We start from the raw sequence: 14,239 nt of genomic DNA, 5'->3' as shown, positions 1-14,239 counted from the left end.
GCTTCAGGAGAAGAGCACGACGCTGCGGATCGACTCGCCTTCGTGCATGAGGTCGAAGGAGTGGTTGATGTCGTCGAGCGGCATCGTGTGGGTGATGAGCTCGTCGATCTTGATCTTGCCCTCCATGTACCAGTCGACGATCTTGGGAACGTCGGTGCGCCCCTTGGCGCCGCCGAACGCGGTGCCCTTCCAGACCCGCCCGGTGACGAGCTGGAAGGGGCGCGTGGCGATCTCCTCGCCGGCCCCCGCGACGCCGATGATGATGCTCGTCCCCCAGCCCTTGTGGCAGCACTCGAGCGCCTGGCGCATCACCTTGACGTTGCCGATGCACTCGAAGCTGAAATCGGCGCCGCCCCGGGTCAGATCGACGAGGTAGGGCACGAGATCCCCCGCGACCTCGTTCGGGTTGACGAAGTGGGTCATGCCGAACCTCTCGGCCAGCTCGCGGCGCTTCGGGTTGATGTCGACGCCGACGATGATGTCGGCGCCGGCCATCCGGGCGCCCTGGATCACGTTCAGCCCGATGCCGCCGAGGCCGAAGACCACCACGTTGTCTCCGGGCCTCACCTGCGCGGTGTTGATGACGGCGCCGATACCCGTCGTCACGCCGCAGCCGATATAACAGACCTTGTCGAACGGCGCGTCCTCGCGGATCTTGGCGACGGCGATCTCGGGAAGGACGGTGAAGCTCGAGAAGGTCGACGTGCCCATGTAATGGTGAATCCGCTCCTCGCCGATCGAGAACCGGCTCGTCCCGTCCGGCATGAGCCCGCGCCCCTGCGTGGCGCGGATGGCCTGGCACAGGTTGGTCTTTCCGCTCGTGCAATACGAGCACTGCCGGCACTCGGGCGTGTAGAGGGGAATCACGTGATCGCCCTTCTTGAGGCTCTTCACAGACGGCCCGACGTCGACGACGACGCCCGCGCCCTCGTGGCCGAGGATCGCGGGGAAGAGGCCCTCCGGATCCTTGCCTGAGAGCGTGTAAGCGTCGGTGTGACAGACGCCGGTCGCCTTGATCTCGATGAGGACCTCGCCCTCGCGAGGGCCCTCCACCTGAACGTCCTCGACCGTCAGCTTCTCGCCGGCCTTGTGGGCCACGGCTGCGCGCGCTTTCATGATCGGTGGTTCTCCTCCCGCAAGCGGGGCGTTCGGGGCCGAGCGGCGCCCGAGCCCCTCCAATAGCCGGGCGGGGAAGCAGGTTTCAAGGGGGACCCCGCTGGCGACGCCCCGCGCCGCCCGCCGTCCAGCCTGCCCGCATCTCGCCGCCCGGCCTGCCCGCGTCTCGCGGCTCGCTCGCTGCCCGCGACGCCACCCGACGATGGCGTTCGCGTGACAGCACGCGTACGATCACCCCGCTGTCCTTATGAACGCACTCCGTTGCCCACCCGGTCTCCGCGCGCTCGTCGCAACAGCCGCGCTGGTCCTCGTCGCCTGCTCCGGCGTGAGCTCGCCCGCCGGCGGGGCGTCCGGCAAGGGCGCTGGCGGCGCGGGCGGCGGCGGTGGCGAGAGCGCCCCCTCCGACGGTGGCCACGGAGGACAGGGAGGCGGTCCGGGCGACGCCATGGAGTGTGTCGACGAGTGCCCCGCTGAGAGCGCGGGTATCACGATCGGCTGCAAGAAGCGCTTCATGTTCGGAATGAACTATGCGTGGCACAACTTCGCCGGCGACTTCGGCGGCATCGCCGCGTGGGACAAGCGCGGCGTCGCGGCCGAGGCGGAGACGCACGCGAAGAACCTCGCCGACATCCGTGCTCACGGGGCGAGCGTCGTGCGGTGGTGGATGCTGCCGGAGATCCGGGGCGAGAGCGTCGTCTTCGACACGAGCGAGAACCCGACAGGCCTCGGCGGGACGACGCGGCGCGACGTCCAGAAGGCGCTAGAGCTCGCCGAGCAGGCGGACGTCAACCTGGTGTTCTGCCTGTTCTCCTTCGACAACTTCCACCCGACCCGGCTCGACGCCGACGTGAAGACCGTCGGTATCACCTCCATCGTGAAGGACGCGAAGCGGCGCGCGAAGCTCATAGACAAGGTCGTCCGGCCGATCGCCAAGGCCGTGGCGCAGAGCCCCTACCAGCACCGGATGGTCGCGTGGGACGTGATCAACGAGCCCGAGCTGGCCATGACCGGATCGAGCCCGGACGACGGCCCTCGCTACGAACCCGACCCCCAGGTGGAGCCGATCGAGCACGCGCAGATGGCGGCCTTCCTCGGCGACACCATCCGGGCGCTGCGCGCGGAGAGCGCGGCGCTCATCACGATCGGCTCGGCGTCGATGAAGTGGGCGCGATCCTGGCGAGACACCGACGTCGATTTCTACACCTTTCATATCAACGACCGGGTCAACCTGTACTGGCCATACAACCAGTCGCCCAAGGACTACGGCATCACCGACAAGCCCGTCATCATGGGAGATTTCCCCATCGCCGGCCTGGCCACGGCCGCCTTGCCGACCCTCCTGGAGAGCTGGTACAGCCACGGATATGCGGGCGCGATCAGCTGGGCCTACAGCGACGCGACCACGACCGAGCTCGACGCGATCAAGGCCTTCTCCGACGCGAAGGGCTGCGACGTGAAGTACTGAGAACCCCTCTCAAGACAGCCAGTAGTCGACGAGGGACGCGCCCGTCACATCGTGGGCGACCCCGGCCGCGATCGCCCACTGGGCCAGCGCGCGGCCCAGCGCCGCCATGGTAGAGAAGCGCCCTTCAGGGTCCTTGGCCAGGCCGCGTTCGATGATCTCCCAGAGCCGCGGGTGCAGATCGAGGGCCTCCGGGCGCGGCGGGGCGGCGCGCAGCACGTCGTGCACGATGGAGATGCTGCTCGGGCCACCGAACGGGCGGCGGCTGCTCACGAGCTCGTAGAGCACGACGCACGCGCTCCACACGTCGCCGCGCGCGTCCGACTCCTGCCCGCCGCGGACCTGCTCGGGCGCCATGTAGGCCGGGCTCCCGACCAGCGTCTCGCTCCGCTCGTCGCCCGCCGCGCGCACCGCCGTGGAGGCGATCCCGAAGTCGATCAGCTTGGGGACGGTGCGGCGGCCCTCGCGCACGAGGACGATGTTCGCCGGCTTCACGTCCCGGTGCACGACCCCCGCGCCGTGCGCCGCGCCGAGCGCGCCGATCACGGGAAGGAGCAGCTGGACCGCGGAGATCGGCGACATCGCGCCCGACTCGGCGAGCACCTGGGCGAGCGACCGGCCCTGGAGGAGCTCCATCACCGCGAACGGCTCTCCCTCCTCCGTGAAGCAGAGATCGAAGATCCGCACCGCGGCGCGGTGCGACACCCGCGCCGTCGCCTGCGCCTCCCGGGTCAGCCGCGAGGCGGCTTCCGGGACGGCGCAGTCGCGACGGATGAGCTTGAGCGCGACATCGAGGCTCAAGGCGAGATTCCGCGCCTTCCACACGGCGCCCATGCTGCCCTCTCCAATGAGCTCCGTGAGGCGATAGCGCCCACCGAGGACGTCGCCTGGGGCGTAGCGCCGCAGCGCGGCGGAGCGCGGGTCGATCGCGGGGACCGCCCGGGCGGCAGCCGCGGGCGAGCCGGCGAGGCCGGTCCGCAGCGTGGCGGGCGGTACGCTCGCCGGGGTGGCCGGAGCGTCGCTCGGCGCCTCCAGCGGCGCGACGTCCCCGCCGTGACGGAAGGCCGAGCCAGACGGCCGCGACAGGCGGCCCGACGTCCGGAGGTCGACAGGCTCGAACGGAGGGCGGTGAGACGAAGGCCAGCGCGGAGACCGCGGCGAGCGGTACGCACGCTGAGAGGCTCGGCCCCCACTCGGAGGGCGGGATCGATTCGACGCGGGATCCATCGAGGCGCCATGTGGCGTCGTGGAGCTGTCAGTTCGGTGGCTGTCCATGTCCTTCGCTCACGGGTACTGCAAGGAGCAGGCCGATGAAAATCGCCGCAGATCCGCCCCTTTCCCGCTCGCCGCGGCGCCGAGATTGCGGTGTGGAGGCATCAGATCGGCGCCCGCCGCCATCGGCTCGCCCGAGGGCAGCGCGCCGTCCGCCGCGACCGGCGCGCGGCGCGTCGTCCGCCGGCGCGGTCCCGGGACGAGCGCGCGGCCGATCCGTCGGCGCAACGGTCGTCGCACGACGCATTCCCTGCGCGCAACACCGGCGCTCTACGGGTACATCGACGGTGGATGTCGGTCCGGATCGCGTCGTGGCCAGCGAGGCACCACGGGGCGCGCGCCGGCGTCGCCGCGAAGCGGACGCTGGGGTTCGGGGCGGAGCCCCGAGGAGACGAAGCCAGGGCCGCCCGCGCGAAGCGGCGCAGCAGTCCGGCCATCCCCGGCCGGACTGCTGGCGGGCGGAGCTAGCGGGCCGAGCCGGGCACGACGCGCCCCTTGAACGCGATCGGCACCTCGAGGGCCGTGGCCGCCTCGACGAGCAGCGCGTGCTCGCTCTCGTGGATCACGCCGTCGGCGGCCACGAGGCGGACGGCCAGCTCGATCGCGGCCTCGCGCATCCGCACGTCGGGCAGGCGGGCGCGCAGCGCGGCGAAGCGGCCGCTCCTGCCCTCGTCACGCACCGAGCGCTCGATGATGGAGATGAGCGACTCGACGAGGTCGGCCCCGACGCGCCCCTCGCTCATGGCCGCCACGTGCCGCGCGAGCTCGGCGCGCTCGGCCTCGTTGATGGAGCCGTCAGCGTATGCGGCGAGGAACATGATCTCGACCATCGCCTCGAGCCTGGTGATCTCGAGGTGACGAAACGAAAGCTGCGTTTCTTCCATCATGAGGTGCTCAGGATAGCGTATCTCGGCGGTGCACGACACAGCGCCCCTGGGCCCGCCCGGCGAGCGGTCACGGCGCTCGCCGCGCGGCAACGGCGCTCGCCGCGCGGCAACGGCCTCCGGCAGCGCGCGGCGAAAGTTCTCGTCGAGCGCGACGCCGGTCGGTGCTCAACTCTCCCCACCATGAGCACCACCACCCCGACCGACCTCTTCCTGTCGCTGACTCCGCACAAGGTGATCGAGGCCGTCGAGGCCGCGGGCGTCCCCTGCAACCGCGTCTGCTACCCGCTGAACTCGTTCGAGAACCGCGTCTACGAGGTCGAGCGCGAGGATCGCACCCGCGTCATCGCCAAGTTCTACCGGCCGGGGCGCTGGACGCGGGAGCAGATCCTCGAGGAGCACCGGTTCCTCACGGAGCTCGCGGACGCCGAGATCCCCGTCTGCCCGACGCGCCAGTTCCCCGACGGCGAGACGCTCAAGCAGATCGACCACATCCCGTACTGCCTCTTCGAGCGCATGGGCGGCCGCGCCCCTGACGAGCTCGGCGACGAGCTGTTCGTGCGCCTCGGCAGGCTCGCCGCCCGCATCCACAACGTGGGCGCGGCCAGCGCCGCCGAGCACCGCGTCCGGCTCTCCGCCGACACCTACGCGCGCGAGGACCTCGGCTGGCTCGTCGAGCGCAAGCTCATCCCCGCGGCCGTCGAGCGGCGGTACCTCGCGGCCGCGCGCGCCGTCGCGGACGCGGCCGAGGAGCGCCTGCGCGGCGTCGACGTGCACCGCATCCACGGCGATCTGCACCCGGGCAACCTGCTCCTGCGCGACGGCGCGCTCCGCGTGCTCGACTTCGACGACATGGTCGTCGGCCCCGCCGTGCAGGATCTGTGGCTCCTCCTCCCCGGCCGCGACGAGGCCGCCCGGCAGCAGCGCGAGCTCTTCATCGAGGGCTACGAGGAGCTCCGCCGCTTCGACCGCTCCACCCTCGGGCTGATCGAGCCCCTCCGAGGGCTCCGCATGATCCACTACGCCGCATGGATCGCGCGGCGGTGGCACGACCCCATCTTCCCGAGGACCTTTCCGCACTTCGGCACGGAGGCGTACTGGCGCGAGGAGGCGAGCTCGCTCGAGGAGGTGCTCCAGCTGACGCGCACCGGGGACGCGGGCGGCCCCGGCGGCGGCGCGGACGAGCCGCCGCCGAGCGGGGGCAAGTACTTCTGGGACCTCAACTGATCCCGCCACGAGCGCCCGCCGCCGCGCGCGCGGCGCGGGCGATCAGAGGCGCTTCAGCACCAGGATCAGCCGCCACGCCGCGGCGTGCTCGAACGGCACGTCGACGTTGAAATCGCCGAGCGTCGCCACCAGCGAGAGCTCCGGCACCCGCTCCGCGACGCGCCGCCACCCGGCGAGGTCCGGGATGTACCACGTCACCTCCTGGCGGATCGACGAGAGCTCCCTCGGCGCGCCGCCGTTGCGCCGGGCCGAGCACACCACCTCGAGCGTCACGGGCACCACGCGATCGGGCGTCGACCGCTCGATGTGGATGCGGAACCGCGCGTCGATCGACTGCTCGCCGCGCAGCTCGGTCCACTCCGTCCTGTTCACGCCGGACGGCGTGAGATCGGCGGGGTGGGTCGCCTCGATGACGTGGACGCCGCCCGGCAAGAGCAGCGAGGCGGCGAGCCGGAGGTGGCGCTCGAGCGCCGCCGGCGTGGCCAGCTGGTGGATCGCCGAGAGCGGCACGAACGAGAGATCGACCGGCGCGACGTCCGGGCGCTCGTCGAGCTCCGCGCACGAGAAGCGGATGCCCGCCCCGGCGCCGCGGGCGCACGCGGCGCGCTCCGCATAGGCGATCATCGCCGCCGAGCCGTCCGCGCCGGCGCAGCCGACGCCGAGCTCGGCGAACGCCTCCAGGTGCCGCGCGGGCCCGCAGGCCCACGAGAGGACGCGCTGCACCGGGCGACCGCCGAAGCGGCGCGCGCACGCGAGCAGGAAGTCGCGCTCCGCGGCGTAGTCGCGGTAGCCGAACGCCGCGTCGTAGAGCGCAGGCTCGCCCGGCGGCCGCGTATCGCTGCGCGCGGGCGCCTCGCCGCGCGCCGGCGCCTCGCCGCGCGCGGACGTCTCGCCGGCCGAGGACGCCGCCGAGGCGCGCGCCGGGGCGACCCGCCTCGTGTAGATGATGAGATCGTCGCCCGGCGCGTAGAAGTCGGCGAGGACCGCGGACCGCGTGAACTGCACCGCGTCGTAGAAGCGCACCGCCGCGCCGTGCCCCTCCCGGCTGCCCGTCTCCACGCGCACGAGGCCGCCGCCCTCGCGCGCGATCTCGCTCTCCATCGTGGACACCAGCCCCCGCGCCACCCCCGACCGGGCGAAATCGGGCGAGGTCGCGATCCAGTACAGGTCGTACGTGGACTGCGTCATCGGCGTGCGGCCGTAGCAGAGGTAGCCGAGGAGCCGCGGCGCCCCGTCGCCGCCCGGGGCGCCCTGGAAGCTCAGCACGAACCGGTAGCCATAACCGTCCGTCGAGGGCTGGCCGAGCGTCACGTCGACGAGCTCCAGCGCCACCGCGCGCTCGTCGTCGGTGAACGCCGGGACCGACTCGAGCAGCGCCGCGATGAGCGGCCGATCTTCCGCGCGGAGGCCGCGCTGGGTGATCACGGCGCCTCGGGCGCGGCGGCGAGGGCGCCGCGGGCAGCGGAGCGCGCCGCGGCGCGGCCGCGCGCCGGCGCGCGGCCGCGCGCGTGAAGCAGATCGTCGTGGCGCGCGCCGCGGGCGAGCGCCGCGCGGAGGATCTCCCAGATGACGTCGGCGTACGACAGGCCGGCGCGCGCCGCCGCCCGCGCGAAGCCGGCGTCCGGCGAGAGATCGCAGTTCGGGTTGACGTCGATGACGTACGGCGTGCCGCGCTCGTCGAGCCGCACGTCGACGCGGCCGTAGTCGCGCAGCCCGAGCACCTCGAACGCGCGGCGCCCCACGGCGACGACCCGGCGCAGATCGAGCGGCCGCAGCACCGCCGCAGAGGAGGGCGTCCCGATCGACGCGGCGGTCTCCGGGCGCCACTTCGACTCGTACGTGATCACGTGCGGGTGCCCCTCGGGCAGGCCCTGGAAGGTGACCTCGCCGGGCGGCAGCACGCGCGGCGTCGGCCACCCGAGCAGCGAGACCGAGATCTCCCGCCCGTGCACGTAACTCTGCACCACCACCGGCTGGCGGCACTGCGCGACGACCGAGGCGACCTGGTCGCGGAGCGCCTTGCGATCGTGGACGACCGAGCCCCGATCGATCCCCATCGAGCCGTCCTCGCGCTCCGGCTTGACGATGACCGGGAACGCGACCTCCGGGATGCGATCCGGGCCTTCGACCCGCACCGTCGCCGGCACGCGCACGCCGGCGCGCGCGAGGATCCTGTTCGCCTCGGCCTTGTGCAGGCAGCTCCGGAGGGCGACGTGATCGCTGCCCGTGAAGCCGAGATCGAGCCCCGCGAGCAGCCACGCGCACATGACCTCGTGGCGGCTGTCGCCGTCGAGCGCCTCGCACAGGTTGAAGATCACGTCCGGGCGATGGTCGCCGATGGCCGCGAGCACCTCGCTCGGCCGGAGCACAGGCCGGTGCGCCACGCGCACGCCCGGAGCCGCGGCGAGGGTCGCGAGCACGCTCTCCGCGACCACCGCGCTGCCGTCCTCGCGACCGAGCCGGAGCCGCCCGCTCCCCACCCGCTGCGCGAGTGGCGGCTCATCGACGGCTTCCTCCGGATCTCTGTTGGACAGGATCAGTATCCGAGGCTCAGGCACCGCACGCCTCCGAGCCTACGCGCGGCAGGAGAGCCCGCGACGGCCGCGCCGAGCTCAGGGAGCGGCCGGAGAGAGGCCTGGCCATCGGCGAACGCGGAGGGGGTGCCCTGTCGAGAGACACGCGAACGAAACGGAATCCATGCATGCAAGTGGCCACACTTCACCAGCTTGCCCGGCAATCGCAAGGGGAGATTTGCCATCTCCGGACGGAAAAGAAGGCGCGACGCGCCGCGGCTGAATGCCCCCGCGCCGGGTTCGGATCCGGCGCGCGCAGCCGTGAAGCGAGCTTTCCGAGCACAACGTATCTCGGACAACAGGCGCTTCACACGCCGGCCACACGCGCGGGAGCGCCGGAAGCGTCGAAGACGAGAAAAGATGGCTGAGCTGTGGGGGGAGTTGGGTCGAGTCCGGCGGCGAGAGGGAGAGCGCCGGACGCGCTCGCGGCGAGCGGGGCGGCCTGTCGCCGAGGACGCCTGAAAGGACTTCCCTTCCCGGCGTCCTCGAGCCTCCGCCGGTCAGGCGGCCTGGCCTTCGGGGCGCGGCCTGCGATCGGCCGGGAAACAGGCGTGGATCTCGTCCATGCCGAGCGTCTCCTTCTCGAGGAGCGCCTTGACGAGCGCCTCGATCTCGCCTCGCCGGGACCTCACGATCTCGACGGCGCGCGAGAGCTGCGCTTCCGTGAGCGCCCGCGCCGTCTCGTCGACCCGGTCGAGCAGCGCCGGGCTCCGCGAGGGGTGCCCGTCGCCGACGCAGATGGGGCCGAGGTGGCTCATGCCGAGCTCCGCGACCATCTTCCAGGCGATCGTCGAGGCGCGCTGGATGTCGTCCGAGGCGCCCGCCGTCATCGTCCCGAGGATCACCATCTCGGCGGCGCGGCCGCCCATCAGCATGCAGATCTGATCCTCGAGGTACTCTTTCCGGTACATCAGCCGATCCTTCTCGGGCAGCGCCTGGGTCACGCCGAGCGCGCGGCCCCGCGGCAGGATCGACACCTTGTGCACGGGATCGCAGCTCGGCGCGAGGAGCCCGACCGCGACGTGCCCGGCCTCGTGGACGGCGGTCGCATAACGCTCGTCCTCGTCGACGAGCACCCCCTTGCGCTCGAGCCCCATGAGCACCCGGTCGCGCGCGCGGTCGATGTGCGTCGGGTCGACCGCGTCGGCGCCCTCGCGGGCCGCGAGGATGGCCGCCTCGTTCAGGAGGTTGGCCAGGTCGGCGCCCGAGAAGCCCGGCGTGCCGCGGGCGATGTAGCCGAGGTCGACCTCGCCCTGGAGCGGGATCGGCCCGGCGTGGACGTTGAGGATCTCCTCGCGGCCGCGCACGTCGGGGAGCGGCACGGTGACCTTGCGGTCGAAGCGCCCCGGCCGGAGCAGCGCCGGGTCGAGCATGTCGACGCGGTTGGTCGACGCGATCACCACGATGCCGGTCTCGTGGTCGAACCCGTCCATCTCGACGAGCAGCTGGTTCAGCGTCTGGTCGTGCTCCGCGGAGGCGGAGTCGCCGTGCCCCTTCGCGCGGGCCCGCCCCACGGCGTCGATCTCGTCGATGAAGACGATGCACGGCGCGGACTTGCGCGCCTCGGCGAAGAGCGCGCGGACACGGGAGGCGCCCACGCCGACGAACATCTCCTGGAAGCTCGACCCAGACGCCGAGAGGAACCGCACGCCCGCCTCGCACGCGACGGCGCGCGCGAGCAGCGTCTTTCCGGTCCCGGGCTCGCCCGTCAGCAGCACGCCGCGCGGCGGGCGGCCGCCGAGGCGCGCGAAGCGATCGGGGCTCTTCAGGAACTCGACCGTCTCGGCGAGCTCCTGCTTGACCTCGTGCATCCCCGCGACGTCGGCGAAGCGCACGGACGCCCGCGCGGCCCCGGCCTTGACGTCGGAGAAGACCTTCGGGCTGCGCCGCCGGCTCACCGTGAAGAGCGCGAAGCCGACCACGGCCAGCACGACCACCGGGAGCACCGCGGACGCGGCGCGCGACGGATCCTCCCGGGAGGCGAAGTCGACAGAGGCGCCGGCGCCCGCGAACCGGGAGACCAGCTCCTGCCGGAGCGTCGGCTCGTCGACGACGGCCGTCACCGCGGCGCCGCCCGCCTGACGTACGAGGAAGCGATCCCCCGTCACCTCGACCGCGGTCGCCTGCCCTGCCTGCGCGATCTGGAGGAGCTCGGTGTACGTCGCCGCACGTTGCGCGGACGACTCGCGCGCCGCGCGCAGCGCGAGCCCGAGCGTGACCGCAAGCACCACCCCCATGAACCCAAGCACCCAGAGCCGGCGCCCCGCGGGCCCCAGCCGCTTACTCACCTGCAAGAACCAGGAATTCACTGCTGCGCCACCTTACTGCCCCGGCGTCGGGCCGGAGCGGATCTCAGGTGTAGCAAGGATACGAACCTCAGGAAGTTCCTTCTGCAATCATTCTGACGATCTGAGCCGTAGAAACCTGCGAAAGAATGGCAGCACCGCAAAACGGAATACGGACAACGTACAGCGGCAGGACAAACGTCTCTTCAATCCTGGGAGGACCGGGAGGAACGATTGACGAGCTCGCCGGCCATGGATTGACGAGCTCGCCTGAAAGCCGCTTTTCGAGATGGGTCGCCGGTGGAGCAGGAAGCAGGAGAGAGGCGCAGAGAGGGGCTGAGAGGGGTTGTCTGCGCGCTACGCCCCGACGGCTCGCGCGGTATCGGGCGCGAACGGCAGCGAGAAGCGGAATGTCGTCGCGCCGCCGGGGCTGCTCTCGACGGAGATGCTGCCCCCGTGGGCCTCCACGAGGCCCTTCGTGATGTAGAGGCCGAGACCCACGCCACGGACGCTGCGCGGAACGGCATCGGGCGCGCGCCAGAAGCGCTTGAACAGGTGCGGGAGGGACGCCTCCGGGATACCGCCGCCCCAGTTGGTCACCGCGACGTGCGCGCTGCCCGGCCCGGCGTCGACCGCGACCACGATGTCCCCCTCCGGCCGACCGTATTTGGCGGCGTTGGAGAGCAGGTTGGTGACGATCTGCTCGATCCGCCCTGGGTCCGCCAGGACGGCGGGCACCACGCCCTTCACCGCCAGGCGCACGGCGTGGCCCGCGGTCACATCGGCCGATTTCTCGAGGATCTCGCCGAGCTGCGCGCGGAGATCGACCGGCGAACGATCCAGCGTGAGCTGCCGCGCCTCGATCCGCGAGGCATCGAGGAGATCGTCGATCATGCGGCGCAGCCGCTCGATGGACGAGGTGATCCTGTCGAGCTGCTTCCGGCAGTCCGCGACGGGCCGCTCGCCGGCCGCGCGACCCAGGAGCTGGCTCGCGGTCGCGATCACCTGGATGGGCTGGCGGAGATCGTGAGCGATGACGCCGATCCACTCCTGGCGCTGCCGCTCCATCTCCTTGAACGCCGAGATGTCATGAAAGACGGCGACGGCGCCCTGGAGCTCACCGTCGTCCGAGCGCACCGGCGCAGCGTTGACCAGCACCGGGACGAGCCCCCGGTCGGCGCGCCGCAAGAGCGCTTCGACGCCCGTCACGGCCTCCCCGCGCTCGAGGGCCCGGATCAGCGGGCGCTCGTCCCAGACGAGGGGCTCTCCCGCCGGCGTCCTGTGCTCGAAACACAGCCGGTTGCCCCAGGGATCGGGATCGTCCTCGGCGCTCGACGCGTACTGGAAAGCCAGCTTGTTGCAGCTGATGAGCCGCCCCTCGGCGTCGACAAGGATCGCCGCTTCGGGCAGCTGCTCGACGACCGCCTCGAGCTGCGAGCGGATGCGCCGCTCCGCCTCGTGCGCCCTCGAGACCTCGGCCTCCATCGCCTTGCGGCGCCCGATGTCGCGGCAGATCGTCGAGACGCCGGTGACGCGGCCCGACGCGTCCACGATCGACGACACGGTGACCTCGATATCGATGGTCTTGCCGCCCTTGGTCCGGCTCACGGCCTCGAAGCGCTCGACGTGCTCGCCGCGGCGCAGGCGCGCGAGGACGTCCTCCGCATCGGCGGCGCGCTCGGGCAGGCACAGGAGGGGCAGCTTCTTCCCGATCGCCTCGCAGACGCAGTAGCCGTAAAGGCGCTCCGCCGCCGGGTTCCAGCTCAGGATGGTCCCGTCGAGGGAGGTGCCAATCACGGCGTCGTCCGAGGCCTGCGCGACGGTCGCGAGGAAGGCGCGCGCCTCCTCGGCGCGCTGCCGCGCCTCGTCGAGGAGGTTCATGCGCGCCGCGCTGACCCAGAGCATGGCCCCGAGCAGGAGCGTCGTGATGGCGGAGGCGAGCGATAACGACGCCGCGATGGGGTACGCCCCGCGAGCCGCGCCGAACAGGAAGAGGCGGCCGATGACGAGCGGAACGAGGACGACGTAGGGCAGGAAGCGCCGCAGCAGCATGCCTCCGGACCGGCTGGCCGTCAGCGTGGCGAACGCCGTGCAATCGGGCCGCGCCATGAGGAGCCCGGCGCAGAGGGCGAGGTGCGCGATCGCCGCGTGGAGCGCCATGCCCGTGAACGGAAACAGCGGCGGCAGCCCGTAGAAGTAGCCGACGCCGAACACGTAGCCGGTCAGCGCCGTCAGCGCGAGCGCCGCGGCCAGGAGCGCGCTCCATTCCGAGAACAGGCACGCTCGCCTCGTCTTCACGCGCAGCGAGAGGAGCGAAAGGCCGATCAGGACGCAGCAGAGCGCGGTGTTGGGCGGGGGCCTGCCGGGGAACTTGCTCGGGAAATCCACGCGCCCCGCGAACAGGACGCGATCGGTGCCGAGATCCCAGGCGAAGAGGTACTGCGCGAGGACCACGAGGCCGAGCGCGACGACGACGGCGGCGCACGCCTGTCCCAGCCAGCGGAGCGGCGCCGGACACTCTCGCACGCCGAGCGCCCAGAGCGAGACCCCCGCCAGGACGAGGGCGACGGCGGTGTTGGGCACCATGAGCGGCAGGCCGTCCGCGACGGCGACGAGGGCGGTCGCCCCGATCCACCAGCCGAGCAGCGCCACGCACCCAACGGCGAACGAACAGGTCGCTGCGATGACGACACCGCGTCGCGCGCTGCTCGAAGGCGCCATCGCCTCGGCGTCTCTCATCGGGTCCTCCCGACCGGAGCATAGTGTGGGGACGGCGCGGCTTCACATGCGCAATTCAAGCGCGCACATTGGCCGGCGCGCACGCTGTCCAACCCAGATGGATCAGGGCGCTCCAGCGCGCGCCGACATCACCCGCCCGGCCGGACGCAGCAGGGTAGCGCGGCACAGATCGGCCGCGCGAGATCGAGCGGCGACGCCCTCGCACGGATCGGGCGAGGGCGCGCGCGAGCGCTCAGCGCTTCGTCCCGAAGATCGCCGCGTCGACGGAGAGCCTCCCTGGCCCGACGAGGAGGAGCGCGAGGGAGATGCCGAGGTAGACGGCCGCCGCCTCGTAGGAGTGTCCGCTCATCGAGACAAACGGATCGCCCTGCGATACGTGCATCGCGACCGCGACGGCCATGGTGACGGCGAGGCCCAGCGACGCGACCGGCGTCAGGAGGCCGAGGATCCAGGCAAGGCCGCCCCCGAACTCCGAGAGCGCAGCCAGCGCCTGCAAGAACCCCGGAACGGGCGCGCCGGGGGGCATCCAGCTGAACGGGGCCTGGATCTTCCCCCAGCCGTGAAACATGAACGCGACGCCGATGACGACGCGAAGCGCGAGCAGCCCGATCGAAGCCGAGAACGGCACGTCGGTCACTCGCAGGAATCTCTTGAGCATTCCGATCACTCCTCTCCGCTCGG

At 71.9% G+C, this 14,239-nt stretch carries 10 protein-coding genes; 2 read left to right on the top strand and 8 right to left on the bottom strand.

Features of this window, described 5'->3' with window-relative positions:
• Window positions 1-3: 3 nt before the first annotated feature.
• Window positions 4-1,116, bottom strand: coding sequence for an S-(hydroxymethyl)glutathione dehydrogenase/class III alcohol dehydrogenase (locus WMF29_RS15325; RefSeq protein WP_437329542.1), 1,113 nt, complete (start codon window positions 1,114-1,116; stop codon window positions 4-6).
• A gap of 247 nt (window positions 1,117-1,363) precedes the next feature.
• On the opposite strand from WMF29_RS15325, the gene WMF29_RS15320 reads away from it, so the two are divergent.
• The gene (locus WMF29_RS15320; protein WP_437329541.1) at window positions 1,364-2,581 is read left to right on the top strand and encodes a hypothetical protein; all 1,218 of its coding nucleotides are present in this window, start codon (window positions 1,364-1,366) and stop codon (window positions 2,579-2,581) included.
• A 9-nt stretch (window positions 2,582-2,590) separates the two neighbouring features.
• On the opposite strand, the gene WMF29_RS15315 is transcribed toward WMF29_RS15320, so the two are convergent.
• Both WMF29_RS15315 and WMF29_RS15310 read right to left on the bottom strand, forming a co-directional pair.
• A complete protein-coding gene (locus WMF29_RS15315) occupies window positions 2,591-3,484 on the bottom strand; it encodes a serine/threonine-protein kinase (RefSeq protein ID WP_437331124.1) in 894 nt (297 codons plus the stop codon).
• Between the two features lie 830 nt (window positions 3,485-4,314).
• On the bottom strand, window positions 4,315-4,737 hold the full coding sequence (locus WMF29_RS15310) for a tellurite resistance TerB family protein (RefSeq protein ID WP_437329540.1): 423 nt from the start codon (window positions 4,735-4,737) through the stop codon (window positions 4,315-4,317).
• 180 nt (window positions 4,738-4,917) lie between these two features.
• On the opposite strand from WMF29_RS15310, the gene WMF29_RS15305 reads away from it, so the two are divergent.
• Window positions 4,918-5,961: a serine/threonine protein kinase gene (locus tag WMF29_RS15305; RefSeq protein WP_437329539.1), complete on the top strand. Its 1,044-nt coding sequence runs from the start codon at window positions 4,918-4,920 to the stop codon at window positions 5,959-5,961.
• 42 nt (window positions 5,962-6,003) lie between these two features.
• On the opposite strand, the gene WMF29_RS15300 is transcribed toward WMF29_RS15305, so the two are convergent.
• The 5 genes from WMF29_RS15300 to WMF29_RS15280 form a co-directional block, all read right to left on the bottom strand.
• Window positions 6,004-7,386 (bottom strand): GNAT family N-acetyltransferase, encoded by a 1,383-nt coding sequence (locus tag WMF29_RS15300; protein WP_437329538.1) that lies wholly within the window; start codon window positions 7,384-7,386, stop codon window positions 6,004-6,006.
• Entirely contained in the window at window positions 7,383-8,519 is a 1,137-nt protein-coding gene (locus WMF29_RS15295) for a D-alanine--D-alanine ligase family protein (RefSeq protein ID WP_437329537.1), read from the bottom strand. Before WMF29_RS15295 ends, WMF29_RS15300 begins: the two co-directional genes overlap by 4 nt.
• Window positions 8,520-9,034: 515 nt before the next feature.
• Entirely contained in the window at window positions 9,035-10,822 is a 1,788-nt protein-coding gene (gene ftsH, locus WMF29_RS15290) for an ATP-dependent zinc metalloprotease FtsH (RefSeq protein WP_437329536.1), read from the bottom strand.
• A 354-nt stretch (window positions 10,823-11,176) separates the two neighbouring features.
• Complete coding sequence (locus tag WMF29_RS15285; protein ID WP_437329535.1) at window positions 11,177-13,558, bottom strand: PAS domain-containing sensor histidine kinase; 2,382 nt, start codon at window positions 13,556-13,558, stop codon at window positions 11,177-11,179.
• A 232-nt stretch (window positions 13,559-13,790) separates the two neighbouring features.
• Entirely contained in the window at window positions 13,791-14,216 is a 426-nt protein-coding gene (locus tag WMF29_RS15280; protein ID WP_437329534.1) for a DoxX family protein, read from the bottom strand.
• Between the last annotated feature and the right edge of the window lie 23 nt (window positions 14,217-14,239).

The sequence above is a fragment of the Sorangium sp. So ce381 genome (genome assembly GCF_051473845.1).
Lineage (GTDB): Bacteria > Myxococcota_A > Polyangia > Polyangiales > Polyangiaceae > Sorangium > Sorangium atrum.
The sequence above is the reverse complement of the archived record's forward strand: the minus strand, read 5'-3'. Positions and strand labels throughout refer to the sequence as shown.